The organism is Pseudothioclava alba, assembly GCF_033100795.1.
Classification (GTDB): Bacteria; Pseudomonadota; Alphaproteobacteria; order Rhodobacterales; family Rhodobacteraceae; genus Pseudothioclava.
In genome coordinates, this window is the sequence record NZ_JAWLVI010000002.1 from 1 (window position 1) to 25,416 (window position 25,416).

28 protein-coding genes and 1 pseudogene are annotated in these 25,416 nt (G+C 61.2%); 8 read left to right on the plus strand and 21 right to left on the minus strand.

The window, feature by feature from the left end:
- Window positions 1-553: 553 nt before the first annotated feature.
- The 3 genes from RYZ20_RS05880 to RYZ20_RS05890 form a co-directional block, all read right to left on the minus strand.
- On the minus strand, window positions 554-823 hold the full coding sequence (locus RYZ20_RS05880) for a DUF6455 family protein (RefSeq protein ID WP_317671383.1): 270 nt from the start codon (window positions 821-823) through the stop codon (window positions 554-556).
- A gap of 4 nt (window positions 824-827) precedes the next feature.
- Entirely contained in the window at window positions 828-1,163 is a 336-nt protein-coding gene (locus tag RYZ20_RS05885) for a DUF6455 family protein (RefSeq protein ID WP_317671385.1), read from the minus strand.
- A gap of 117 nt (window positions 1,164-1,280) precedes the next feature.
- The gene (locus tag RYZ20_RS05890) at window positions 1,281-2,000 is read right to left on the minus strand and encodes a M48 family metallopeptidase (RefSeq protein WP_411572326.1); all 720 of its coding nucleotides are present in this window, start codon (window positions 1,998-2,000) and stop codon (window positions 1,281-1,283) included.
- Window positions 2,001-2,154: 154 nt separating this feature from the next.
- On the opposite strand from RYZ20_RS05890, the gene RYZ20_RS05895 reads away from it, so the two are divergent.
- The gene (locus RYZ20_RS05895) at window positions 2,155-2,406 is read left to right on the plus strand and encodes a hypothetical protein (RefSeq protein ID WP_317671387.1); all 252 of its coding nucleotides are present in this window, start codon (window positions 2,155-2,157) and stop codon (window positions 2,404-2,406) included.
- Here the strand turns inward: RYZ20_RS05895 and RYZ20_RS05900 are convergent.
- Window positions 2,403-2,654, minus strand: a complete 252-nt coding sequence (locus RYZ20_RS05900; protein WP_317671389.1) for a DUF167 domain-containing protein — start codon at window positions 2,652-2,654, stop codon at window positions 2,403-2,405. The two genes, RYZ20_RS05895 and RYZ20_RS05900, sit on opposite strands and share 4 nt — an antisense overlap.
- 104 nt (window positions 2,655-2,758) lie before the next feature.
- On the opposite strand from RYZ20_RS05900, the gene RYZ20_RS05905 reads away from it, so the two are divergent.
- Window positions 2,759-3,364, plus strand: coding sequence for a nitroreductase family protein (locus tag RYZ20_RS05905; RefSeq protein ID WP_317671390.1), 606 nt, complete (start codon window positions 2,759-2,761; stop codon window positions 3,362-3,364).
- Window positions 3,361-4,062 carry an EI24 domain-containing protein gene (locus RYZ20_RS05910; RefSeq protein WP_317671392.1) on the plus strand — a complete coding sequence of 234 codons (702 nt, stop codon included), beginning with the start codon at window positions 3,361-3,363 and terminating at the stop codon, window positions 4,060-4,062. Before RYZ20_RS05905 ends, RYZ20_RS05910 begins: the two co-directional genes overlap by 4 nt.
- On the opposite strand, the gene RYZ20_RS05915 is transcribed toward RYZ20_RS05910, so the two are convergent.
- From RYZ20_RS05915 to mce, 3 genes are all read right to left on the minus strand, one after another.
- Window positions 4,059-4,304, minus strand: coding sequence for a peptidase (locus RYZ20_RS05915; protein ID WP_317671394.1), 246 nt, complete (start codon window positions 4,302-4,304; stop codon window positions 4,059-4,061). The genes RYZ20_RS05910 and RYZ20_RS05915 overlap by 4 nt on opposite strands.
- Before the next feature lie 151 nt (window positions 4,305-4,455).
- Entirely contained in the window at window positions 4,456-4,725 is a 270-nt protein-coding gene (locus tag RYZ20_RS05920) for a DUF1467 family protein (RefSeq protein WP_317671396.1), read from the minus strand.
- A 1-nt stretch (window position 4,726) separates the two neighbouring features.
- Window positions 4,727-5,131, minus strand: coding sequence for a methylmalonyl-CoA epimerase (mce, locus tag RYZ20_RS05925; RefSeq protein WP_317671398.1), 405 nt, complete (start codon window positions 5,129-5,131; stop codon window positions 4,727-4,729).
- 162 nt (window positions 5,132-5,293) lie between these two features.
- Here mce and RYZ20_RS05930 point away from each other — a divergent pair, with 162 nt between their 5' ends.
- Complete coding sequence (locus tag RYZ20_RS05930) at window positions 5,294-6,004, plus strand: response regulator (protein ID WP_317671400.1); 711 nt, start codon at window positions 5,294-5,296, stop codon at window positions 6,002-6,004.
- Here RYZ20_RS05930 and RYZ20_RS05935 read toward each other — a convergent pair.
- The 13 genes and pseudogenes from RYZ20_RS05935 to RYZ20_RS05995 all read right to left on the minus strand — a co-directional run.
- Window positions 6,001-6,303 (minus strand): annotated as a pseudogene (locus RYZ20_RS05935) (GNAT family N-acetyltransferase); the annotation flags it as partial. The gene RYZ20_RS05930 and the pseudogene RYZ20_RS05935 sit on opposite strands and share 4 nt — an antisense overlap.
- A gap of 196 nt (window positions 6,304-6,499) precedes the next feature.
- Complete coding sequence (locus RYZ20_RS05940; protein ID WP_317671402.1) at window positions 6,500-7,930, minus strand: alanine/glycine:cation symporter family protein; 1,431 nt, start codon at window positions 7,928-7,930, stop codon at window positions 6,500-6,502.
- A 125-nt stretch (window positions 7,931-8,055) separates the two neighbouring features.
- On the minus strand, window positions 8,056-8,982 hold the full coding sequence (locus tag RYZ20_RS05945; protein WP_317671404.1) for a glutaminase: 927 nt from the start codon (window positions 8,980-8,982) through the stop codon (window positions 8,056-8,058).
- The gene (locus tag RYZ20_RS05950) at window positions 8,972-9,880 is read right to left on the minus strand and encodes a LysR family transcriptional regulator (RefSeq protein ID WP_317671406.1); all 909 of its coding nucleotides are present in this window, start codon (window positions 9,878-9,880) and stop codon (window positions 8,972-8,974) included. Before RYZ20_RS05950 ends, RYZ20_RS05945 begins: the two co-directional genes overlap by 11 nt.
- A 12-nt stretch (window positions 9,881-9,892) precedes the next feature.
- Entirely contained in the window at window positions 9,893-11,293 is a 1,401-nt protein-coding gene (locus RYZ20_RS05955) for a Glu/Leu/Phe/Val family dehydrogenase (RefSeq protein ID WP_317671408.1), read from the minus strand.
- 170 nt (window positions 11,294-11,463) lie between these two features.
- Window positions 11,464-12,150: a phosphate regulon transcriptional regulator PhoB gene (phoB, locus tag RYZ20_RS05960; protein ID WP_317671410.1), complete on the minus strand. Its 687-nt coding sequence runs from the start codon at window positions 12,148-12,150 to the stop codon at window positions 11,464-11,466.
- Window positions 12,151-12,174: 24 nt separating this feature from the next.
- Window positions 12,175-12,888, minus strand: coding sequence for a phosphate signaling complex protein PhoU (gene phoU / locus RYZ20_RS05965; protein ID WP_317671412.1), 714 nt, complete (start codon window positions 12,886-12,888; stop codon window positions 12,175-12,177).
- An 11-nt stretch (window positions 12,889-12,899) separates the two neighbouring features.
- Window positions 12,900-13,694 carry a phosphate ABC transporter ATP-binding protein PstB gene (gene pstB / locus RYZ20_RS05970; protein ID WP_317671414.1) on the minus strand — a complete coding sequence of 265 codons (795 nt, stop codon included), beginning with the start codon at window positions 13,692-13,694 and terminating at the stop codon, window positions 12,900-12,902.
- 15 nt (window positions 13,695-13,709) lie between these two features.
- Window positions 13,710-15,059: a phosphate ABC transporter permease PstA gene (gene pstA / locus RYZ20_RS05975; RefSeq protein ID WP_317671416.1), complete on the minus strand. Its 1,350-nt coding sequence runs from the start codon at window positions 15,057-15,059 to the stop codon at window positions 13,710-13,712.
- A complete protein-coding gene (gene pstC, locus RYZ20_RS05980; protein WP_317671418.1) occupies window positions 15,056-16,516 on the minus strand; it encodes a phosphate ABC transporter permease subunit PstC in 1,461 nt (486 codons plus the stop codon). Before pstC ends, pstA begins: the two co-directional genes overlap by 4 nt.
- Before the next feature lie 75 nt (window positions 16,517-16,591).
- The gene (locus tag RYZ20_RS05985; protein WP_317671420.1) at window positions 16,592-17,623 is read right to left on the minus strand and encodes a substrate-binding domain-containing protein; all 1,032 of its coding nucleotides are present in this window, start codon (window positions 17,621-17,623) and stop codon (window positions 16,592-16,594) included.
- Window positions 17,624-17,849: 226 nt separating this feature from the next.
- Window positions 17,850-18,707 carry a universal stress protein gene (locus RYZ20_RS05990; RefSeq protein WP_317671422.1) on the minus strand — a complete coding sequence of 286 codons (858 nt, stop codon included), beginning with the start codon at window positions 18,705-18,707 and terminating at the stop codon, window positions 17,850-17,852.
- A gap of 10 nt (window positions 18,708-18,717) precedes the next feature.
- Complete coding sequence (locus RYZ20_RS05995; RefSeq protein ID WP_317672187.1) at window positions 18,718-20,208, minus strand: SulP family inorganic anion transporter; 1,491 nt, start codon at window positions 20,206-20,208, stop codon at window positions 18,718-18,720.
- Window positions 20,209-20,594: 386 nt separating this feature from the next.
- On the opposite strand from RYZ20_RS05995, the gene RYZ20_RS06000 reads away from it, so the two are divergent.
- The 3 genes from RYZ20_RS06000 (at window position 20,595) to RYZ20_RS06010 (ending at window position 23,606) form a co-directional block, all read left to right on the plus strand.
- Complete coding sequence (locus tag RYZ20_RS06000; protein WP_317671424.1) at window positions 20,595-21,596, plus strand: glycine betaine ABC transporter substrate-binding protein; 1,002 nt, start codon at window positions 20,595-20,597, stop codon at window positions 21,594-21,596.
- Window positions 21,597-21,664: 68 nt separating this feature from the next.
- Window positions 21,665-22,573, plus strand: a complete 909-nt coding sequence (locus tag RYZ20_RS06005) for an ABC transporter permease (protein ID WP_317671426.1) — start codon at window positions 21,665-21,667, stop codon at window positions 22,571-22,573.
- The gene (locus RYZ20_RS06010; protein WP_317671428.1) at window positions 22,566-23,606 is read left to right on the plus strand and encodes a quaternary amine ABC transporter ATP-binding protein; all 1,041 of its coding nucleotides are present in this window, start codon (window positions 22,566-22,568) and stop codon (window positions 23,604-23,606) included. Before RYZ20_RS06005 ends, RYZ20_RS06010 begins: the two co-directional genes overlap by 8 nt.
- A gap of 42 nt (window positions 23,607-23,648) precedes the next feature.
- Here RYZ20_RS06010 and RYZ20_RS06015 read toward each other — a convergent pair whose 3' ends face one another.
- A complete protein-coding gene (locus RYZ20_RS06015; RefSeq protein ID WP_317671430.1) occupies window positions 23,649-23,945 on the minus strand; it encodes an antibiotic ABC transporter in 297 nt (98 codons plus the stop codon).
- Window positions 23,946-24,183: 238 nt separating this feature from the next.
- On the opposite strand from RYZ20_RS06015, the gene RYZ20_RS06020 reads away from it, so the two are divergent.
- The gene (locus RYZ20_RS06020) at window positions 24,184-25,407 is read left to right on the plus strand and encodes a 3-deoxy-D-manno-octulosonic acid transferase (protein ID WP_317671432.1); all 1,224 of its coding nucleotides are present in this window, start codon (window positions 24,184-24,186) and stop codon (window positions 25,405-25,407) included.
- Window positions 25,408-25,416: the final 9 nt, after the last annotated feature.

Sequence of the window (25,416 nt, forward strand, 5' to 3'; positions counted from 1 at the left end):
ACAGTGAAGCTGACACTCACATCATCGCATAAGCTAGTGAGCCGATATACAGACATCCAGTTGTCGAAAACAACCAAACCGCCCGCATATCTCTTCAGATAAACCGTAATGTCAAAGAGCCTGGAGACAAAATCAACCGGAAGCGCCTCGATCCCTCTTGGCGCAACCCGCTAACCAGCCTCCGAATTTTCCGTTTCCTTCCAGAGCCTTGCAACCCCGTCCAGTCACGCCAACACAGCTGCGCCGCGTCGGTGAAGGGCGTTCTAAGGATAACCCTCAATACCCGCAACCCCTAAAAGATCAGATTTCTAAAAAAAATTCGAAACCGTTATAATACAATGACTTACACATATATATTCCGGCGCGCGGATGATCGATGCCGTNTAGGAAAAAAGCAGAAGTTTTTTGAAATTCCGCGCAAGTTATTGAAATCAAACAAATACAACTAGATCCGAAAAGTTGCCAGACGCCGCCACGGACGGCGATTGAAAGAATATTTCACAAAGCCAGTGATTCAACGAAATGAAACGCCCCTCGTGGCAAGCCCGATACCCTAGTGGCGCCGCATCAACGCGGAAAGCTCTCCCAGAATCTCTTTGTTGCTGCAACATTCCGGCGCAGTCTCTGCCGGACCGCCGCTTTCGGAGAGATAGGCCAGACAGGTCTCACCATGGGCGCAGCAACGGCAGGCGGTAATCATCTGCGCAAAATCCTCTTGGGTCAGGAAACCACTATGCATGGCTTCGGTCAGATTCACCCCCATCTTTCGGGCCAGCGACCGCGTGAGCCAGAAGTTAAGGTCGATATTGCCTTGCATACCCATTTGTTTACTCCCGCGTCGAGGCCGCAGCCCCGGGTTGCGTCCCATCGCCTGCAGCTGCCAGCGCATTGTGCAAACGATCCATCATCAGCCGGTTGTTGCAAAAATCCGGAGCATGCTCTTCGGCTGGCTGCTTCAAACGATCTTCAGGTGCCCCGTGTTCAGCAAGCCAATGCACACAAGATGCCGGATCATCGCATCCGACACAGTCGACAAGAGCATCGCGCCATTCTGCCGAACTGATCTTGCCACGGCGCAGCGCCTCTTCCAGGTCAATACCCAAGGTCTCGGCCATCCTGTTCATCAAGGCGGCATGACGGTTGAGGGTTCTGTTTCCGAACATGGCTGGTTCCCACCGTTATAGGTGGCGCCATGCTGCGCGCGGTCCGGATTTGGCTCCATGACCTAGATCAAGCCCGCCCGCAACGCGCCGTTTCGGGCAAGAAACGGCTGGCCGTGCTTAGGAACCGCCCCCATTCAGGTGCGCAACTGTGGCGCGCACGGTCTCCATCCGCCGCGCGTTTGCGGGGTGCGAGCCAAGAAAACGGTCGCCAGGATCGGGTATCCGGCTGAAAAACAGCGCTCCCCGCATAGGGTCATAGCCCGCGTTCCATGTAATGATCGTGCCAAGCCGGTCGGCTTCGAGTTCATAGTCCTTGGAATAAGCCCGCGCACCCATATTCGCACCGAAAGACTGCGCCTGCGACACGGTTGAAGCATCCCCCCCCGAAGCCGCTGTCAAAACCCCCAGAATCAGCGCCCCCGCCGAAGCATCGCGCGCCTTCGCAGACAAATGCCCCGCGATATGGTGTGCGGCCTCGTGACCCATCACAAAGGCCAATTCGTCACGATTTTGCGCCTCGGCAATCAGCCCCAGCGTAAACCCGACAATCGGGCGGCCCTGACGGTCTTCGGTCTGAAAGGCGTTTACCCCCTGCCCTGGCCGGTCATCGACGACAATCCGGTAATCGCAGTTGCGCGCGGAGGTTCTGGCGCGGCACTCGGCCTCGATCTGCGGCTCCATCGCATCAGCGACCGCGATGAAGTTGGCGGCCTGCACCTGCGCCGGAGGGCGGGCTTCGGTGGCGGGGGGCGGCTGCATCGGCTGCACCGGCGCCACGCAGGCCGCAAGCGAGCCGGCCGCAACCAGCGCGACCAAGGCCGCGCGCATCCGTTTCATCCCGGTATTTCGCTGAACTGGCCGCACCTGTCGCCCCCACATCAAACACCCGTCAGTTCTATCCCGTTCGGAGGGTTGCGAAAAGCGCACTCACCCGCACCCCACGCAATCTTTACCTCTTCCCGAGGCGACCGAGCCGCGCTAGGCTGGTCACATGTTCACCATCGAGCACGAATTCGACGCCACCGTGATCACCCTTGTCGACGAGGGGGATGATCCGGGCGATTACCTTCAGGAAGACATCACGATCCAGTCCTTCGAGGAATGTGTCGTGGTCGAGCAGGTCGATGACCACGATGTCGTGCAGCGCATTACCTTTTCGCACGCACAACTGCGCGAGCTGGCCGCCGCGCTCAACCTGCCCGAGGGGGTCTACCGGCTGAAACAGTCGGATGAGAAGGACTAACCTTCGACGCGAAAGACCTTGTCGCGCGAGGTTTCGCCCCGCACCAGCACGAGCCGCGTTTTCGCAACCCCGATGGCCTTGGCCAAAAGCTTTTGCACCTCTTTGTTGGCTTTGCCGCCTTCGGGAACCACCGTCACATAGGCGCGCAGCCCCTCGTCGGTCGCCTTCACCTCATTGCGCGAGGCTTTGGGCGTTACCCGCACGGCGATTTCGGTTCCGGGTGTGGCGAGGTGGGTCAGATCGGTCATGGCGCACCCTAACGCCCTGCCCGCGCGTCGAAAAGCCCCCCGTCGCCTTGCAATCCGTCTGGCCAGCGCCAATATCGCGGGCAAGACAACCGGGAGGCCCGACGATGAGCGACCAGCAACCAAGCATCAACCCCGCGACACGCAATGACGAGGCGATGCGCTTTTTGCTGACGCGGCGCTCGCGTCCGGCAAAGACGCTTGTGCTGCCGGTGCCGGACCGTGCCGCCCTGACCGAGATCCTGACCGCGGGCGGGCGCACCCCCGACCACGGCAAGCTGGAGCCGTGGCGCTTTGTGGTGCTGGCGCGCCCCGCGCTGGAGCGGCTGGCGGCGCGCGCCGAAACCATCGCCCGCGCCGATGGCCTGCCCGACGATCAAGTCACCAAGGCCGCCTCGCAATTCGCAGGCTCGCACTGCTGCGTCGCGGTGATCGGAGCGCCGCAGCAAAGCGACAAGGTGCCCGCTTTGGAACAACAGCTTTCTGCGGGCGCGGTATGCCTGTCGACGCTCAATGCCGCCCTTGCCGCCGGATGGGGCGCCAACTGGCTGACCGGATGGGCCGCCACCAACGCCCAATTCTGCCGCGAAGCACTTGGCCTTGAGGGCGACGAATGGGTCGCGGGCTTCATCCATATCGGCACCGAAGGCGCCCCCCCGCCCGAACGCCCCCGCCCCGATCTGACCAGCATTACCCAGTGGATTGACGAATGATATTTTCCGCCTTTTTCAACGCGCTTGACGACCTGTTCGAGCGCAGCTCGTTCAAGATTTTACTCAAGGGCATCGCGCTGGCGCTTGGCCTTCTGGCCGCGCTGTTCATCGTGGTCGCGCAACTGATCGGCATCCTGACGCCCGACAGCCTGACATTGCCCTTCATCGGCCCCGTCTCGCATATCAGCACCATTGCAAGCTGGGGCGCCGCCGTTCTGATGGTCGCACTCTCGCCGTTTCTGATGGCGCCTGTCGCCTCGGTCTTTATCGGGTTGTTCATCGAGGATGTCGCGGACGCCGTCGAGGAGCGCCATTATCCGACGCTGCCCCCCGTTGCTGCGAAGCCGTTTGCGCAGTCGATGGAAGAGGCGCTGCGTTTCTTCGGGCTTGTGATCGTGGCCAACCTTGGCGCGCTTTTGTTGATGGTGATCCCGCTGTTCTGGCCCTTCGCGCCCGCGATTTTCACCGGCGTGAACGGATACCTTCTGGGGCGGGAATATTTCCAGATGGTCGCCTCGCGCCGCACCGACCCCGAGGACATGCGCGCGCTCTATGAGAAGAACAAGCTGACCATCATCATGGCGGGTATCCTGATGGCTGTGCCGCTGGCGGTGCCGGTGCTCAATCTGGTCGTGCCGGTTCTGGGGGCCGCAACCTTCACGCATCTTTACCATCGCATCACCAACCGGATGGGCTAACCGATCAGGAAATAGCGCCCGATCCCGTAGACATAAAACCCCGCGAAAAGGATGTTCACCCATTTCAGCTGCCGCTCGGTATGAAGCCACGCCACATAGATCCAGATCATGCAAAACGGCAGCGACAGGAACATATTGAGCGGATACCAGTTCTGCACGATGGCAACCGTCGAAAGCACACCCAACCCGAGGGCGATGTTCTTCAGCAAAGGCTCATAAGCGGCCAGACGGACGACAGCCATGGCTCTCCTTGGCGCAGGTGGCCCGCAGTGCGCAGGCGCGTTTCAGGTTTTGGTGAAAGGTCGGCCAAACAGGCCGCCGCTATCCGCGCTATAACAGAAAAGCCGCGCCGATCAAAAGACAATCCCCGCAGCCCGGGCCGCGGGGATAGGCTTAGCGTTTCAGGCGTCCGAACCAGTCAATATCCGCAAGCGTCACGGCACCCGAAAGGATGATCCCTGCGATCACCGACCACAGCAGGACGGCGACAACGCTCGTTATTATGGCCTTGCGTTTCAGGTTCGCCTGATGCGGCGCGCCTGCGGGGGTTCCAGGGGTGATCTCACCTGCTTCGTCCTGCGTTGTCAGGCGCATCGGCAGCACGATGAAAAACACCATGAACCAGATCACGGCAAAGAGGACGATTCCGCCGGTCAGGTTCATCTCAGACCTGCTCCAGTTCAACGAGGCAGCCGTTGAAGTCCTTGGGATGCAGGAACAGAACCGGCTTACCATGCGCGCCGATCTTCGGCTCGCCCGTGCCCAGAACGCGGGCGCCCTGCTCTTTCAGGCGGTCGCGAGCGGCCAGAATGTCGTCCACCTCGTAGCAGATGTGATGGATGCCGCCTGCGGGGTTCTTCTCCAGAAAACCGGCGATGGGCGAATTTTCCCCCAGCGGATACAGCAGCTCGATCTTGGTGTTGGGCAGCTCGATAAATACCACCGTTACGCCGTGGTCGGGTTCATCCTGCGGCGGGTTCACCTTTGCGCCAAGCGTGTCGCGATATTGCGCCGATGCGGCTTCCAGATCCGGAACAGCAATGGCGACGTGGTTCAGACGTCCGATCATGAGTGGGCCTCCTCATATTTCCTTCCCCTCTGGCAATATGTGCGCCCGTGCCGCGATGCAAGGAAAAGCCGGACCAATGTCGCAGGGGCGCGTTAACCACTCGTTAGGTAAGCCCGGGCTTTACTTGTCAGTGATGCGAATCCCCAAGCAAGGTGACCGACCATGAGTGACGATCTGAACGAGTTGATGCTCCAGCATCTACCCAGCCCGCAACGGCCGCTTCTGGGGCTGACCGTGCTTGTGGTCGAAGACAGCCGTTTCGCCTCCGAGGCGATGCGCCTGCTGTGCCTGCGCTCGGGCGCGCGTATCCGCCGCGCCGATTGTCTGGCCTCGGCGCACCGCCATCTGCAGACCTACCGCCCCGGCGTTGTGATCGTCGACATGGGGTTGCCGGACGGTTCGGGCGCCGATCTGATCCGCGAGATCCGAGCGATGACCGCGCCGGTTCCGGTGATCCTTGGCACCTCTGGCGATACGGATGTCGAGGACGAGGCGATTACAGCAGGAGCGGACGGGTTCTTGCAAAAGCCTCTCGAAAGCCTGTCGGCCTTCCAGCACGCAATTCTTGTGGCACTTCCTGAAGACCGCCGTCCGGTTGGGCTTCATGCGATCTCGGACGACATGATTCACCCCGATCCGATCGCGCTGCAGGACGATCTGCATCACATGGCGGAAATGCTGTCAGACCGGACCGATGCGCGCTCGCTGCATTATGCCGCGCAATTCCTGACTGGCGTGGCCCGCTCCGCGCATGACACGGCGCTGGAAACCGCAGCGACGGCGCTCGGGCGCACGGGCGCGCCATCTGCGGCGGATCTGACGCATCTCAACGCACTGGTGCAAGAGCGCCTGGCCGCTGGCGCAGCCTTCTAGGCCAGCGACGGATCGTCGGCCGCCCGAACAAGGCCCGTCAGATCGGACAGCCGTTCGATCTGGGCACCGGCACTGTCGAAATTCGCGGGCGAAAGCCACGCCTCATACGCCGCCCTCAACCCGGGCCATTCCTTGTCGATCGCGGCAAACCACGCGGTATCGCGGTTGCGCCCCTTGACCACGGTCGCTTGCCGGAAAATCCCCTCATAGCTCAGCCCCAGCCTTTGGGCCGCCGCACGCGAGGGCACATTCAGCGCATCACATTTCCACTCAAAGCGCCGATAGCCCGCCTCGAAAGCCNAGATCAGATTTCTAAAAAAAATTCGAAACCGTTATAATACAATGACTTACACATATATATTCCGGCGCGCGGATGATCGATGCCGTATCTTTCAAGGCTGGAAATCGACTCGGAGCGAGACTCGCCCTCGCATTTCCAGATTTCGCCTCTCCAAAACAACACGGCCGCCCCGGGGGACGGCCGCGAAAGGTAGATTATTTCCACTGTCCGGAGTGCCATGCCTCCTGATCCAGATCCAGATCCGCGAATCCCTCGGGATCGAAGACCGGTCGCGCGACGCCTCGTTTCAGCTGTGTCCGAAAATCGTCAACCGCGCGCATCGCCACCGGGAAGAGCATCATGATGGCAACAAGGTTCACAACAGCCAGCACACCCATAAGGGGGTCCGCGAAGAAGAACACCGACGTCGCCGAAGGGGCCGTCGCCCCAAGGAACACCACACCCAGAATCGCGGCACGAAGAACTGTGCGGGCAATCTTGGAATCGGTCATCACCGCGAGGGCGTTCTCGCCCAGATAGGAGTTGTAGATCAGCGACGAGAACGCGAAGAGCACGATCGCAACCGTCAGAACATATTTCGACCATTCGCCGATATGCCCCGCAAGCGACTGCTGCGTCAGGACGACCCCGTCGATACCTTCAGCGCCCGACACATAGACATCCCCCAGCAGGATGATCATCGCGGTGCAGGTGCAGATCACCATCGTATCGATGAACACCGAGAACGCCTGCGTTACCCCCTGGCTCACCGGGTGACGCACCAGCGCGGTTGCGGCCACGTTGGGCGCCGAACCCAGCCCCGCTTCGTTCGAGAACAGACCGCGACGCAAGCCCTGCGCAATCGCGGCGCCCATACCGCCAGCGACAGCCTGATCAAGACCAAAGGCCGAACGGACAATTTGCACAAGAACAGAGGGCACTTCGGTGATATTGAGCATGATGACAAGAATGGCGACCGCAAGATAAAGAACCGCCATCACCGGCACGACGACATCCGCCGCCTTGGCGATGCGCCGGATCCCGCCGAAAATGACCAGCCCCGTCACAACGGTGATCAAAGCCCCCGTCACAACACGGCTCAGCCCAAAGGCTTCATGCACGGCGCCGGCCATCGTGTTGCCCTGAAACGCGTTGAACCCAAGACCGAAAGCCGCAAGCAGGCAGACCGCGTAGACGACGGCCATCCAATTGTAGCGCGCGCCCAGGCCGTGACGGATATAATCCGCCGGACCGCCACGGAAGCTGCCCTCGCCATCGCGACGCTTGAACATCTGCGCCAGCGTGCATTCGATCAGCGAGGTCGCCATGCCGACCAGCGCAATCGCCCACATCCAGAACACCGCGCCCGGCCCGCCAAGCGAGATCGCCACGGCGACGCCCGCGATATTGCCGCCACCAACGCGCCCGCCGACCGAGACAAGCAACGCCTCGCGCGCGGAAATCGCATTCGGATCGGTATTCTGGTTCCGACCGGACAGAACACGGAACATCCGCCCGAAGAACTCGACCTGCACAAAGCCGGACAGCACCGTGAAGAACACACCGAAAATTACGAGGAGCGGCACAAGCGCCCACCCCCAGGTCAAACTGTCGACTGCACCAAACAGCGAACGAAGAAACTCCACCCTATATCCCCCCTAAGAGTTGATCGACGGCAGGCCCGATGCCTGTCCATCTATGGCGATTGTCTTCGGCAGAGAGGGGGCATTCTGTCCAATGCCAAACCCGCATTGGCGATGCAAAAAATGCATCAACCAAAGACGGACCAGCCCGTAAAACGGGCGATGCGCTCGGCAGCGTAAGTGCCCATAAGCGAGTTTCCATAAAGGTTTAACCCCGGCGACCAGACCGCAATCGAGGCACGCCCCGGCGCGATGACAAGGATGCCGCCTCCGACACCACTTTTTCCCGGCAAACCGACGCGGAAGGCAAAATCGCCCGAGCCGTCATAATGGCCGCAGGTCATCATCAGCGCGTTCAGGCGCCGCGCCTTCTCGGGCGACAGGATTTGCGGCGCATCAGGCAACTGCGCGATCACACGCCCCGCACGGGCCAGTTGCTCGACCGTCATCTCGATAGCGCATTGATGGAAATAGGTTCCAAGCGTCAGTTCGGGCGGATTGTGCAGGTTGTCATAAGACTTGAGGTAGTTCGCCAGAGCCACATTGCGAAACCCGGTGCGCGCTTCGGATTCTGCCACCGCAGGGTCGATATGAATATCGTCATCCTCAGCAGCGGCGCGCAAAAACGCCAGAACCTCGCTCAGCGCATCTTTGGGCGCACGATGCGCCAATAACGCATCGGTCGTCACCAAGGCGCCCGCGTTGATAAAGGGATTTCGCGGGCGGCCCTTTTCCTGCTCCAGCAGCAGGATCGAGTCGAACCGCGTTCCCGAGGGTTCACGACCCACGCGGGTCCATATCTGTTCGCCATTCCGGCCAAGCACGCAGGCAAGCGTAAACACCTTGGAGATGCTCTGGATCGAAAACCGCTCGGCGCTGGCGCCCGCGCTGATCTGCGTGCCATCGGCAAGCGACACCGACACACCGAATTGCGCTGGATCGACCTTGGCGAGCTCGGGGATGTAATCCGCGACCTCGCCCCAGTCTCCACGCGCGGCGATTTCATCCACGAGCCCGTTCAGAAAATGTTTAAGACAGGCGGTCTTAACCCGCATTCTGTGCCTCGTTTACAAGCGCGGCCCAAAGCGCCTCGATCTCGGGCGCCAAGGCACGACGCGGGCGATAGGCGCAGATGTCGATGTCCAGCGCCCATTCCGACCCGCCGATCGGGCCGATGACCCGCGCCGAGGCGGCATCGACAGCGCTTTCGGGCAGCCACCCCACACCATAGCCCGCCGCGATGACCTCTTTGAGGACATCCGACATATCGCATTGCACCGTCACCTTATAGCTTGGCGGCGCAGACGAACGCTCCAGCACATGCTCGAACAGGCGCATGAAATAGGCGCGGTGCGAATAGGCAATCAGGGGGAACGGCGCGCGTGCATTGCCCGGAAAGCCAAAGCCCGCGCGCTGCTTTTCATCCAGAACAGCGTAGGGGGTGAACCGGTCCCGGCGCACCACCAGACGTTCTTGCGCGTCGGAATGCACGGGGCTCGGCAGGGCCGCGCTGTCATGGCACAACAGAATATCCGCATCCCCTGCCAGATAGCGCGCCGTCACCTCATGCGTGTTCCCCACGATCACCGAGAACGAGGACTTCACCCTCCCCCCCAGCATCTGGAGCACCCATTTGAAATCGGACCGCGCCAACACGTTGGGCGTCGCGATCCGAACCTGTGACATCAGCTCGAACTGGTTGCCGCGAATTTTCGAGCGCGCCCCCAGCAGGCGTTCGACCGAGGCGGCAGCCTCCTCGCGGAACTGTTCACCCGCTTCGGTCAGCCGGACCGGCGTCGCCCCTTTGACGATCAGCGCCGTTCCGACCCAATGTTCAAGCGACTGTATTCGCCGGCTAAAGGCCGCCTGCGAGACATTCCGAAACTCTGCCGCACGGGTAAAGTTCCGCATCTCGACGAGGGCGAGGAAGTCCTCAAGCCAGCGAATGTCCATCTGGAGCGCCTTTTACAATCCGATCGCGCGATAATAGTCCGCGATGCGCGCGATGGAAACGGCATAGGCGGCGGTGCGCAGATTGGCGTCGGGCAGAACCTTCTGGTGCGCGGCAATCTCGTTGAAGGCGCGCATCATCACCTCTTCCAGACCCGAGCGCACAAGGTCGATCTCCTGCGTGTCGCGCGCGATCTCATTGCGCAACTCTTCCGCAAGCGACTGGCCCGAAAGCTGTTCCAGCGCGCTGACCATCGTGGCGCCTGCGCTGATTTTCTGGCGCCGCTCCATCAGACCGAAGGGCAGGTGCGTGATGTTCTTGACCCATTCGAAATAGCTGACGACCACGCCACCCGCGTTGACGAAGAGGTCGGGCATGATGCGGATGCCGCGTTTGCTCAGGCATTCTTCGGCGGCGGCAGTCACGGGGCCGTTTGCAGCCTCGACGATCAGTTCGTAATTGACCGCTTCGCAATTTGCCTCGGTGATCGCGTTTTCCTTGGCTGCCGGGATCAGAATATCCGCAGCCATATGGGTCAGACCCTCGGCGCTTGGCACAGTCTCGGCACCCGCAAAGCCGGAGACCGATCCGGTCGCGCGGCGATGCTCGGCCACGGCCTCGACATCAAGACCCGCAGGATTGAAAATCGCCGCGTCATGCTCGACGACACCTACGATCTTGGCACCATCCTCGGCCAGAAACTTCGCGGCGTGATAGCCCACGTTACCGAAGCCCTGCACGACGACGGTCAGACCTTTGACGGTTTTCTGCCCCGCAACGGGGGGCATATCGGGGTGCGCCATATAGGCCCGCACCGCGTATTGCACGCCCCGCCCCGTTGCCTCGACACGGCCCTCGATACCACCGCGCGACACGGGCTTGCCGGTCACGCAGGCGCTGACGTTCATCGCGTCGGCGCGGCCCGTCTTACGATATTCATCCGCAATCCACGCCATCTCGCGTTCGCCGGTTCCCATATCGGGGGCGGGCACGTTGCGGCCCGGATGGATCAGGTCGCGCCGCGCAAGCTCTTGCGTGAAGCGCCGCGTGATGCGTTCCAGTTCATCTTCGGTCCAGTCGGACGGGTTGATCTTCAGCGCGCCCTTAGACCCCCCGAAAGGCACGTTCACCAGCGCGCATTTCAGGCTCATCAGCGCGGCCAGCGCCTCGACCTCGTCCATATTCGCGTCGGGCGCATAGCGGATGCCGCCCTTGGCCGGTTCGATGTGCTCGCTATGAACCGAGCGCCAGCCCTCGAAGCTGTAGATCCGCCCGCGCAGCTTCACCCCAAAGCGCACCGTATAGGTCGAGTTGCACTGGGTGATCCGCTCGGCCAACCCCTCGGGCAGGGGCAGATGCGGCGTGGCGTTTCCGATAAAGCGTTCGACGTTGGCAAAGAATTTCTGATCCGACATTTGTCCGGTTTCCTGTGATGCCTGCACCGCGCGTGGCGGCCCTGTGGCGCCACCAAGCGCGCCTTGGCGCACAAAGTCCAATGCGGAAACTGCATAGGCGATGCGGGAAAAACATAGGCGCCGGAAAGGGCTGCTTTCCGACGCCTTGAAACGAACCCCTAACCGGTATCTCAGCCGAGCGAATACCCCGCGCCGCGCACCGTGCGGATCGGGTCTTCGCCGCCGTGCACCATCAGCGCCTTGCGCAACCGACCGACATGCACGTCGATCGTGCGGGTCTCGACATACAGATCACGGCCCCAGACACGATCCAGAAGCTGCTCGCGCGTCCAGACCCGTTTGGGCTTTTCCATGAATGTTGCCAACAGCCGGAACTCGGTCGGGCCAACCGAAATCTGCTTGCCGTCGCGATAGACGCGGTGTTCCTCGGCATCGAGCATCAGGTCATCATATTCCAGACGCTCGCCAACCGAGGCCGGGCGCGTGCGGCGCAACTGCGTGCGCACCCGCGCCATCAGTTCGACCACCGAGAAGGGCTTGACCATATAGTCGTCGGCGCCGGTCTCAAGGCCGCGCACCTTGTCGACCTCGTCGGCGCGGGCCGAGAGCATGATGATCGGGATCGCACGCGTTTCGTTGCGGGCCTTCAGCCGACGGCAAACCTCGATCCCCGAGAGCTTGGGCAGCATCCAGTCCAGCAAGATCAGATCGGGCAATTCCTCGATCGCGCGCAAAAGCGCCTCTTCGCCATCGGGAGCAAGCAGAACACGAAACCCGTCTGCCTCCAGATTATAGCGCAGCACCTCGGCGATGGCGCTTTCATCCTCGACGGTCAGAACGGTGGGCTGTCGTTGCATCGCGGCCTCCCTTGCGAACCGGGGTTACTTGTCTTGCGCCAGCGGCGTAACCGAGGTCTTATCGGCCCGCACCCGTTCATCAGGACGCACGCCTTCGACCAGATAGATCAGCTCTTCGGCGATGGTCGTGACATGATCGCCCATCCGCTCGACGTTCTTGGCAATGAAATGCAGGTGCATCGCCGAGGTAATCGTGCGCGGGTCTTCCATCATATGGGTCAGCAACATGCGAAACAGCGAGTTATAGATCTGGTCCACATCCTCATCGCGGGCACGGATTTCATGCGCCGCCGCCACATCCAGACGCACATAAGCATCCAGCACATCATGCAGCATGGTTTCCACATGGCGCGACATGCGGCGCAAGGTGCCGATGGCCGAGCCGATCTGGTCGCCCGACGAAAGCACGATACTGCGCTTGGCGATATTCTTGGCGTAATCCCCGATCCGCTCAAGGCTGCCCGCCACTTTGATCGCGCCCAGAACCAGACGCATATCCTTGGCCGCAGGCGCACGAAGCGCAATCAGCTTGGCGGATTCGTCATAGATCAGCTCTTCCAGCTGATCGAGTGCCTTGTCGCCCGCGCGGACCTGCGTGGCCAGTTCGGCATCACTGGCTTCAAGCGCCGTCATCGCATCGCGAAGCGCCTGCTCGGCCAATCCGCCCAAGCGCATCAGATGGGCCTGAATCGCCTCAAGGTCGCGGTCGAAGGCGGACATGATATGTTCGTGGTGCATCGTAGCCTCCGTCAGCCGATCCGGCCAGTGATATAGGACTCGGTGCGCGGGTCCGTGGGATTGGTGAAAATCTGCGAGGTCTCGCCGAACTCGACGAGGTTCCCAAGATGGAAGAACGCCGTGCGCTGACTGACGCGGGCTGCCTGCTGCATCGAGTGCGTCACGATCACCACCGAGAATTGCGCCCGCAACTCGTCGATCAGTTCCTCGACCTGAGCGGTCGCAATCGGGTCAAGCGCCGAGCAAGGCTCGTCCATCAGCAGAACTTCGGGACTGGTCGCCACGGCGCGCGCAATGCAAAGGCGCTGCTGCTGGCCGCCCGAAAGACCGGTGCCCGGTGCATGAAGGCGATCCTTGACCTCGTTCCAAAGTGCCGCCTTGCGCAGCGAGCTTTCGACGATCTCGTCCAGCTCGGCCTTCGAGCGCGTCAGCCCGTGGATCTTGGGGCCGTAAGCCACGTTATCGTAGATCGACTTCGGGAAGGGGTTGGGTTTCTGGAACACCATACCAACGCGGGCGCGCAGTTGCACCGGATCGACGCGCTTGTCGTAGATGTCTTCACCATCCAGCGTGATCGAGCCTTCGACGCGGCACACGTCAATCGTGTCGTTCATCCGGTTCAGGGTGCGCAGGAAGGTCGACTTACCACAGCCAGACGGACCAATGAACGCCGTCACCGTCTTGTCCAGAATGTCGATGCCGACATCCTTGATGGCGTGGGTGTCACCATAGAAAACCTGCACATCACGGGCGGCGATCTTGATCTCTTCGCTGGTCACGGCTTGCTCCAGTCGCATGTCATTCATTTTTGTGTTTCCTTATCACCAGCGACGCTCAAAGCGGCGGCGCAGGATAATGGCCAGCGTGTTCATCACCACGAGGAAGGCCAGAAGAACGATAATTGCCCCCGAGGCGCGCTCGACAAAGGCCGGGTCGGCGCGTTGGGTCCAGTTATAGACCTGCACGGGCAGAGCCGAGGCCGGATCGAACAGACCGTCGAACGGTGCGCCCGGGTATTCGCGCACAAAGGCCACCATCCCGATCAGCAGAAGCGGCGCTGTTTCGCCAAGCGCCTGCGCCAGACCGATAATCAGGCCGGTCAGAATGCCAGGCGCAGCCAGCGGCAGCACATGGTGGAACACCGATTGCATCTTTGACGCACCAACGCCAAGCGCAGCATCGCGGATCGAGGGCGGCACAGCCTTCAGGGCAGCGCGCGCCGGAATAATCACGCGCGGCAGCGTCATCAGCGTCAGCACCAGACCACCCACGATCGGAGCCGACTGCGGCAGGCCCGCGAAGTTGATGAAGATCGCAAGCCCAAGGATGCCGAACACGATCGAGGGCACCGCCGCGAGGTTCGCGATGTTCACTTCGATCAGATCGGTGAATTTGTTTTTCGGGGCGAATTCCTCAAGGTAGATCGAGGCCGCCACACCAATCGGCGGCGCCAGCAGCAGCACCACCAGCATCATATAAACCGAGCCAAGGATCGCGACACCCAGACCCGCCGCCTCGGGGCGTTGGTCGGACGCATCGGGCGCGGTGATGAAATCGAGATTGAAGGTCTTTGACAGATAGCCCTTGTCCTTCAAGGCATCGGCCAGGTGCAGCTGCGCGGGCGAGACGTTGCTGTCCAGTTCGGCGCTTTCCATCGAGACGCGGCCCTTGAAATAGCCGTCGATCCGGCCATTCGCCAACAGATCGAAGGTGACGGTCTGACCGATCAGATCGGGGTTCGCCAGAACCTCGTCGCGCAGCGTCGCCGCCGCTTCTTTCGAGATGATCGCCTCGGCGTCCTTGTCGGACAGCCCTTCGATCACGATCCCCTCTTTCGCGATCAGATCTACCATCGCCGCCTTGATCAGCTTGCCGTAACCGATGGTGGTGACTTTCTTCATCACCTCGGGGTCACGCGTGCCCTTCTTGTCTACAATCGCTTCCGCAATCGTCACCGGCAGATGCACACGGGTCTGCGTGAACGCAGACAGGCCATTCCCGAAGATCGAGATCAGCAGCATGGCCAGCGCCAAGAGCGCCACGATCACAGCGCCCAGACCGTAGGCACGGAAGCGGGCTTCGGCTTTGTTGCGGCGCATGGTGCGCGCGTCAGCAGCCAGCAACGAGGCTTTGGGCTGGCCCGCGTTGGCGTTGGTCGAGAGATCGGTCATTCGTATTGCTCCCGGTATTTGCGCACAATCACCAGCGCCAGCACATTCAGGCCAAGGGTGAGCACGAAAAGGGTCAGGCCAAGGGCAAAGGCCACAAGCGTTTCAGGCGCCGCGAAATCGGTGTCGCCGGTCAGCTGGCTGACGATTTTCACGGTGATCGTGGTCATCGCCTCGAATGGGTTGAGGTCCATCCGCGCGGCGGCACCTGCGCCCAGAACCACGATCATCGTTTCGCCAATGGCGCGGGACGCGGCCAGAAGAACAGCCCCCACGATCCCCGGCAGCGCCGCCGGAATCACCACCTGACGGATCGTCTCGGACGAGGTCGCCCCAAGCCCGAACGAACCATCGCGCAGCGATTGCGGCACCGCGTTGATAATGTCGTCGGACAGGGATGAAACGAAGGGAATAATCATGATCCCCATCACCAGCCCCGCCGTCATCACCGACGAGCCGGACTCTCCCAGCCCCAGCGGCTGCGCAAAATAATCGCGCAGCATCGGCCCCACCGTCACCAGCGCGAACAGGCCGTAAACGATGGTCGGGATACCCGCCAGAACCTCGATCAGCGGCTTGGCGACCGAGCGGAATTTGGGCGAGGCGTATTCGGACATATAGATCGCGGCAAACAGGCCGATCGGCACCGCCACCAACAGCGCGATCAGCGAGATATAGAGCGTGCCCCACAAAAGCGGCAGCATCCCCAGATCAGAGTTCCCGCGGAAATTCGGCGACCATGTTGTGCCAAAGAAGAACTCGGTCCACGAATATTGCTTGAAGAAGTTTGCGGTCTCGAACAGCATCGAGAAGACAATCCCGGCGGTCGTCGCAATCGCGATGACCGAACACAAGATCAGCAGCAGTTTCAAACCCTGCTCTACCGAATTACGCGCGCGGAACTCGGGCGAGGTGCGGAGGACCGCATAGCCGAAACCGGCCAGCGCCAGCAGAACGACAATCCCCGCCATCGTGGTATTGCCGGCAGCCGTTTTATGACGGAACGCCTGCGCAAGCGTCGTGGTTTCCTCGGGGACGTTCGAGCCGATCGCGATGCCAAGCGCGGTTAGCCGGTCGCGCACGGCGCTCAGACCATCAACCAGCGCATCGGCCTCATCGGCGCGCAGGGTGCCGTTTGCGACCGCCCGATCAAGCCCTTCGGCCACGCGGCGCACGTCGCTCATCACCAGAGAATGCGACGAGCCTTCGGGGATCATCGCATCGCTCACCATTTCGCCGACCGAGCGCTCAATCAGAACCGGCCGGAGAAACAGCCAGACGACCATCACGAAAAGCGCGGGCAGCGCGGTGAACATCGCACCGTTCCAGCCGTAATATCCGGGGAGGGAATGAAGTTTGCGCGGATCGCCTTTGACCAGACGCAGAGCGCGCCTCCGCCCCAGAATATAACCGAGTGCCGCAAGGATCAGCACAACAAGCAAGACATTCGCGGCGGTCATTTCGGCCTCTCGGGTCGGGAATTCCTGGGAAGAGAAGGGCGGCGCCCGGGATCGGGCACCGCCAGTTTAGTCAGATCAGTTCATCACGGCTTCGGCAGCCACGGCGTCCTGGGTCGCGGCCAGTTCCGGATCGGCAACGAGGCCGTAAGCAGCCAGCGGGCCTTCTGCGCCTGCCAGATCGTCCGAGACGAAGAACTCGGTGTATTCCTTCAGGCCCGGAACAACGCTGATGTGCGCTTTCTTGACGTAGAAGTAGAGCGGACGCGACACGGGGTATTCGCCGGTAGCGATCGTAGCGGTCGAGGGAACGACGCCCGACATGGTCGCAACGCGCAGCTTGTCGGTGTTGTTTTCGTAGAAGGACAGGCCGAAGACGCCAACCGAGACCTTGTTCGCATCAAGGCGGGCAAGCGTTTCGGTGTAGTCGCCGTCGATGTCGACCGAGCGGCCATCGGTGCGCAGGTCGACACAGCCCTTGAACACGGCGTCTTTGTCGTCGGGATGCGCAGCCTTCAGCATCTCCATCGCGCCGGTTGCTTCACAGCCAGCTTCGATAACCTTGGTCTCGAACACTTCGCGGGTGCCGTGCTTGGTGCCCGGAACGAAGAGCTGGATGTCCTGATCGGGGAGCGAAGCGTTCACTTCCGACCATTTGGTGTAGGGGTTGGCAACGAGTGCACCATCAACCGGAACCTGAGCGGCAGCGGCCTTGTAAACGTCTTCCGGCGTCAGCACGAATTCGGCGCCGTTCACATCGGAGGCGAACACGATGCCGTCATAGCCGATGCGGACTTCCATGATGTCGGTCACGCCGTTTTCGGCACAGGCTTTGACTTCCTTGTCTTTGATCTTGCGCGAAGCGTTCGCGATGTCGATCGTGTTTTCGCCAACACCTTCGCAGAACTTCTTGAGGCCAGCCGACGAGCCGCCCGATTCAACAACCGGGGTCGGGAAATCGGTGTTTTCGCCGAAGGCTTCGGCAACGATGGTTGCGTAGGGCAGAACGGTCGAGGAACCGGCGATCTGGATCTGGTCGCGGGCTGCTGCGGCGGTAGCGGATGCAGCGATGACCGAAAGGATCGAAACGGTCAGGTTCAGGGTTTTCATAGCTCACTCCTTGGTGTCTTTGGGCCAGTTCGTGCGGCCTTGGGCACCCCTCTAGGGAAGGTTTGTGACAGCCATGATGCAGAATTGTAAAACCTGTGTGACACATCGTGCCGACAGAGGTTTTTCTGCAAATTATTGGAAATTTCTTCGCGAAAAAGGGCATCTGCCGCTGCGGACGGCCTGGACGAGCGCGGAATGTAACACGCCCGCGCCCGACGATTCGTCTTTATCGCATCAAAACGACCGGCACCTTGCACGAGCGGATCATCGAAGTCGTGGTGGAACCGATAATCAGCGCACGCACGCGCGAGTGGCCATAAGCGCCCATGACCAGCAGGTCATAGCCTTCGGATTCAGTCAGCGTGGCAAGCACCTTTTCGGGTTCCCCCTCGCGCACCAGCGCCACGGCCGCGAACCCGCCCGCAGCAAGCGTCGCTTTTGCCGCCTCCAGCGCGCGGGTGATTTCGGGCGTTTCGCGCCCTGCAAAGACCAGCGCCACCGACAGCCCCGCAAACAACGGGCTGCGCGCGATATAGTCCACTGCCTTTTGCGACGAGGCACCGCCATCAAAAGCCACCAGCACGCGCTCATGCGGGCGGAACGCGCGGTTCGCCACGAACACCGGCTTGTGGCTGGTGCGCACGATCCGTTCAAGGTTCGACCCAAGATGCGCCGAGGCCATCCCTGCGGCTTCGCCCCGCTTGCCGATCACGATCATATCGCCGGTATCTTCCTTGGCGGTGATCGTTTCGACCAGATCGCCCTGACGCAGACGGGTTTCCACCTCGATCGCGCCATCGCCCTCGATGATTGCCTTGGCGTCTTCAAGGATCGCACGGCCATGTTCCTGCGCCAGCTTGGCGCGCTGCGCGTCCAGCTCGCTCAGTTCGGCCAGCAGCCGCGAGCGCGCGCCCAGCTTGATCGCCCCGCTCAGGTCTTGCGCGCCAGCGTCCGCAGCCCGCGCCATCACATGATAGACCTTTACCTTGGCCTGCATCCGCGCAGCGATCCACGCCGCATGGTGACACACGCTTTCCGAATAGCCCGACCCGTCTACAAGGGCGATAAGTGTTCCTGTCGTCATGAGCCCCTCCTCAGTGACCAAGCATTTCATCCATCGCGCCGGGCTTGTCATGAATGGCAAGCCGGTCGACGATGGTTTCGGAGGCCGCGTTCAGGCCGATGATCTCGACCTCGGCCCCCTCACGGCGGAACTTGAGCACAGCCATGTCCAGCGCCGCAACGGACGAAATGTCCCAGATATGCGCGCGGCTGACGTCAAGCGTGACTTTCTCGGGCGCCTCTTTGAAATCAAACGCCTTCATGAAGTCCTCGGACGAGGCAAAGAACAACTGCCCCTCGACACGATAGGTCCGGTGCCGCCCGTCCGCGCTGACCTCGGTGGTGACGCGAAAAAACTGCGCGATTTTCCACGCAAAGAAGATGCCCGACAAAAGCACCCCAACCAGCACCCCGATCGCAAGGTTATGCGTGTAGACCACAAAGGCCACCGTCGCGAGCATCACAACAGACGACGAGCGCGGGTGGTCGCGCAAATTGCGGATCGACGACCACGAGAAGGTGCCGACCGACACCATAATCATGATCGACACCAGCGCGGGCATCGGGATTTGCCCGACAATATCGCCCAGAACCACCACCAAGATCAGCAGGAAAATCCCCGCAACAAAGGTCGAAAGCCGCCCGCGACCACCCGATTTCACGTTGATCATCGACTGGCCGATCATCGCGCAACCCGCCATGCCGCCAATGAAGCCGGTGCAGAAATTCGCGATCCCCTGCCCGATACATTCCTGATTGCGGTCAGACGTCGTATCGGTCAGATCGTCCACGATCTGCTGCGTCATCAGGCTTTCCAAAAGCCCCACCACTGCCACCGCCAGCGAATAGGGGAAGATGATCGCCAAGGTCTCAAGCGTCAGCGGAATGTCGGGCAACAGGAACACCGGCAGCGTATCGGGCAGCGCGCCCATATCGCCCACCGTGCGCACATCCCAGCCAAAGACCAGCGTCAACGCAGTCAAAACGACAATTGTCACCAGCGGCGACGGGATCGCCGTGGTGATGCGCGGAAACAGATAGATAATCGCCAGCCCCGCCGCGACCATCGGATAGGTCAGCATCGGCACGCGCGAGGGGTCAAGCTCGGGCAATTGCGCCATGAAGATCAGGATCGCCAGCGCATTCACAAAGCCCGTCATCACCGAGCGCGACACAAACCGCATCACATAGCCCAGCTTCAGGAACCCCGCGCCGACCTGCAACACGCCCGCCAGAATGGTTGCCGCCAGCAGGTATTGCAGCCCATGATCGCGCACCAGCGTCACCATCAGAACCGCCGTTGCCGCCGTCGCAGCCGAGATCATCCCCGGTCGCCCGCCTGCAATCGCCGTAATCACCGCAATCGAGAACGAGGCATACAGCCCGATCTTCGGATCGACACCCGCGATGATCGAAAAGGCAATCGCCTCGGGGATCAGCGCCAGCGCCACGACAAGGCCCGACAGAAGGTCTCCACGGATGTTCAGGAACCACTGACGGCGGTAGGCATCAAGAGAAATCATCGGCAGTTTTGTCTCGTTGGCCAAGGGCTGCCCCTTGGTCTTGCAAGATGAGTTTGCATCGGCTGTCCGGTTTTCAGGCGACACACCGCAGGCGCCGGGACACTGACAATCGGGGCGCCTCATAGCGGGCTTGCCCCGAAATGCCAAGTTGCAATGGCCAGAACCCGTATCCCAGATTTCTCCTTGCGCCCTTGGCATCGACAATTTACGACAAGTGCATGTCGGTTTTTGACAATTATTGGTCGTGCAGGCCCATGTGCGAGCTACCCGCAACGCGGAAGCTGACACAACAACAGGGGCACGGCCCGTCATAAGACCAATGCCAGAGCGCAGAGCAGCACGCGCCCGGCTTCCAATTCACAAGCTGCCCAGACAGGAGTAACCCGATGAAGGCCAATCTTGCCAAATTCCTTGTTACCGCTTCTCTTACCGCCCTTGCCGCACCGGCGTTTGCCGCCGAAGACTGTGGCTCCGTTTCCATTGCCGAAATGAACTGGGCCTCGGCCGGCGTTGCCGCTTGGGTCGATAAAATTATCCTTGAGGAAGGCTACGGCTGTGACGTGACGCTGGTCACGGGCGACACCATGCCGACCTTCACCTCGATGAACGAAAAGGCCGAACCGGACATGGCGCCCGAACTGTGGGTCAACGCGGTGAAAGTGGCACTTGATGCTGCCGTTGCCGAAGACCGCCTTGTGACGGCCGCTCCGCTTCTGTCGGACGGCGGCGTCGAGGGCTGGTGGATCCCGAAATACATCGCGGACGCAAACCCCGACATCAAAACCGTCGCGGATGCGCTGAAGCACCCCGAGCTGTTCCCCGCCCCCGAAGACCCCTCGCGCGGCGCGGTTCACAACTGCCCGTCCGGCTGGAACTGCCAAATCTCGACCGCGAACCTTTTCAAGGCCTATGACGCCGAGAGCAAAGGCTTTGATCTGATCGACACCGGATCGGCGGCGGGCCTTGATGGCTCCATCGCCAACGCCTACGAGCGCAAGCAGGGCTGGCTTGGTTACTACTGGGCGCCGACCGCGATCCTTGGCAAATACGAGATGGTTTCGCTTGATTGGGGCGTGCCGCTCGACAAGGCAAACTGGGATAGCTGCACCTCGCAGGCCGATTGCGAAAACCCGGTTCCGAACGCCTATCCGATCTCGGATGTGTTTACCGTCGTCACCAAGGAATTCTCTGAAAAAGCCGGTGTCGCGATGGGCTATGTGACCACCCGCAAATGGGACAACCAGACTGTCGGCAAGGTGCTGGCATGGATGGATGACAATCAGGGCAACAACGAAGACACGGCCTATTACTTCCTCGAGAACTACAAGGACCTCTGGAAGTCCTGGGTCTCCGAGGATGTCGCCGCCAAAGTCGAAGCCGCGCTTTAAGGCGCGTCGCAACAAAGGTGCGCAGCCCGTCTGCGCACCTTTTCTATATACTCATCGGAGGAAAAACGATGGCAAGCTGCTGGGGTCTCCCCGAGCTACTTTGCGAATTCCCCGCCCTTTCGAACGGCACATTGCGCGGAATGCGTAAAGGCATCGATACCGGGTTTCGTGACCTTGTGCGCACTTATTCGGATCTGATCGATACCGCCACGGCGCCGCTGCAAATCTTTCTGAACACACTTGAGAAAGCCTTCACCGACGCGCCTTGGCCCGTCATCATGGTGCTTTTGATGGTCATCGTCTGGTTTGGTGCGCGCAGGTGGCAAACGGTGCTTGGCACCTTCATCGCGCTGTGCATGATCGGCGTTTTCGGGCTGTGGGAAGACACGATGATCACCCTTGCGATGGTCACTGTGGCGACCTTCGTAGCCATTATCATCGGCCTGCCGCTTGGTATCCTGATGGCACGCTCGGATCGGTTTCAGGCGTTCCTCACACCGATGCTTGACGTGATGCAAACACTGCCGTCCTTTGTCTACCTGATCCCCGTTGTGGTGATCTTCGGTATCGGCAAGGTGCCGGGCCTGATTGCGGTGGTCATCTATGCGGTGCCGCCGATGATCCGCCTGACCAACCTTGGGATCCGCCTTGTAGACCGCGAGGTGATCGAGGCCGCCGATGCCTTCGGCGCCAACCCGAAACAAAAACTGTTCGGCGTGCAGCTTCCGCTGTCGCTGCCCACCATCATGACCGGCGTCAACCAGACGATCATGATGTCGCTTTCGATGGTCGTTGTGGCCTCGATGGTTGGCGTTGGCGGTTTGGGCAAGAACGTGCTGCAAGCCATCACCAACCAGTATTTCACCGTCGGCTTCCTGAACGGTTTTGCGCTGGTCGCGATTGCGATCATCTTCGACCGCACCTCGCAAGCCTTTGGCAAACGTCTGCAAAAACATACGGAGGTCGGCCATGACTGAGCGTTCCGGCATCCAGATCCGCAATCTCTACAAAATCTTCGGGAAGAACCCGAAGCGCTATGTCGAGGCGGTCAAGAACGGCATGAGCAAGGAAGAACTGAACGACCGGCACAACCATGTGCTCGGACTTCAGGACATCTCGCTCAGCCTCGCGCCCGGCGAGATTTCGGTGATCATGGGGCTTTCGGGGTCCGGCAAATCGACCCTGATCCGCCACATCAACGGCCTGATCGAACCGACGGCAGGCGAGATCCTTTACGAAGGCCGCAATGTCGTCGAGATGGGCACCGACGAACTGCGCGAATTCCGCCGCACGAAAACCGCGATGGTGTTCCAGAAGTTCGCGCTTCTGCCGCACCGGACCGTGCTTGAGAACACCTGCTACGGGCTGGATATTCGCGGCATCCCGCGCAGCGACTCTGAACCCATCGCCCGCAAATGGATTGATCGCGTTGGCCTGTCCGGGTTCGAAGAGAACTATCCCAAGCAGCTTTCGGGCGGGATGCAGCAGCGTGTGGGTCTTGCCCGTGCGCTGGCGAATGACGCCGACATCCTGCTGATGGACGAGGCGTTCTCGGCGCTTGATCCATTGATCCGCATGGATATGCAAAAGGTGCTTCTGGACCTGCAAGAAGAGCTGCACAAGACAATCATCTTCATCACGCACGATCTGGACGAGGCGCTGCGTCTTGGCGATTCGATTGCGATTTTGCGCGATGGCGCGCTTGAGCAGGTCGGCTCGGGGCAAGACATCGTTCTGCGGCCGGCGAACGACTATATCGCCGAGTTCGTGCGCGAGGTGAACCGTGGTCGTGTGATCCATGCCGACCGGCTGGCTCGTCCGTTGGTTGTCGGAGAAGCCCCCCCCTCGCTGCGCGTTGAGGGACGCAAGTCGCTAGAGCTTGTGGCGCGTAAAATGAGTGAGGCAAATGCCGACCGCGCGACGGTGATTGACCGTAAAGGGGCCGAGATCGGTGTCATAGACGCCTCGGCCATCCTGACTGCGATGGTCACGCCCGCCGAGGTTGCCTGAGCCCTGAAATGGAAATGCCGGACCCAGTGTCCGGCATTTTCTTTATGCGGCCTGACCAGCAAGGCGCCTGACGTTATGTGCCGCGCGCTCGCCAATCGGCGCAAGGCTGGCGGAAAGCACGCGATGCGGAACCTCTCCGCGTTGCGCCGCATCGAAAGCCGCCTGCATGGCCTCACGCGCCGCAGCAGGCTTTTCCGAGACCATGCGCCCCATCTCATCGGCATCCATCTGCCAAAGCCCCATCATCCCCGCGACACGCAGGCCAACAACAAGCTGTGCATCCAGGCCGATGCGGGCAGTTTCAAGCGCGATGCGCGCGGGAGCGTAAAAATCAAACATGAGGCACGGTTTCCAGACAGAATACAAAAGCGGCGCGATCGACGCCGATACCCCATGCTGCACATGCAGCATAAAAAGGAAACCCCGACTTTCAGGTGACCTAAGGGAAGAATGGGTGCGACATTCTGGCAAGCCCGGTCAGAGCGAAACCGCAGGTTGCAATATGAACACCGCCACTCCGGCAGGCTTGCATCGAGCCCCTTGCTGCGGTCTATGGATCGAAACACCGGAGGATGCCTTGGCGCTTTACCGCCTGCTCATAGCGCTGCTTGCGCCGTTTATGCTGGCCCGCCTTTTGTGGCGGGTTCTGCGGGGGCATGAGGATTTGGCCGATCTTGCGGAACGTCTGGGCGGCGGCGCGGCGGGGGATGAGGGGCCGATATGGCTCCATGCTGCGTCAAACGGCGAACTGGCCTCGGCGCGCCCGCTGATCGACGCGCTGTTGCAGGCCGCCCCCGAGGTGCATCTGCTGATCACCGTCAACACCGTGACCGCCAAAGACCTTGCGCAAAGCTGGCGCGAGCCGCGGATCGAGGCGCGACTGGCCCCTCTGGACCTGAACTTCTGCCTGAAGCGCTTTGTCACCCGCCATTCCCCCCGTGCGCTGATCGTCATCGAGAACGAGCTTTGGCCAAACCGCCTGACGATGGCCGCGCAGGCCGGACTGCCCGTGTTCATCTTCGGCGCGCGAATGTCGGCGCAATCGGCAGAGCGCTGGCGGCAATTCGGAACCGGTGGGCTGATGTCCAACATCACCGCCCTTTCCGCCCAGGACGAGACCTCCGAGGCGGGGTTTGCCGCGCTCGGGGTGGCACGCGACAGGATTTTGCCGCGCATCAACCTCAAGCGCTCGGTCAGTCTTGCACAGCCGGAAACCACGCTTGACTGGCCGCGCGCCGAGACGGTTCTGGCGGCATCAACCCACGAGGGCGAAGAGGCGCTGATCCTTGACGCCTATTGCGAGGCGCTGGCCGAGCGCCCGACGCTGCGCCTGATCCTTGCGCCGCGCCACCCGCGCCGCGCGGCGGAGATCGCAGATCTGATCTTGCAGCGCGATCTGGATTTCACCTCGCGCTCCCTGGAGCAACCCGCCATCGGTCAGGTATTTCTGGCCGATACGATGGGCGAGATGGCGAACTGGTATGCAAGCGCGGGCATCTGCATCATCGGCGGCACCTTTGCGCCGAAGGGCGGCCATACCCCGTTCGAGCCAGCGCGCTTTGGTTGCGCGCTCCTCCACGGGCCGGACATCGGGAACTTCCGCGAGGTATTCAACGCTCTGGACGCTGCATCGGCCGCGCGCACCGTGGCCGACAGCAGCGATCTGGCGGCGGCGCTTGTGACACTGGATAAAGACGCGCAATCCCGTTTTGCCGTGGCCGCGGCCACTACCATCGAACAGCTATCGGGGGAAACTGGCCCCGAATTTCTGGCGGCACAGGTTCTCGACGCGCTCCACTGAACCCTTGCA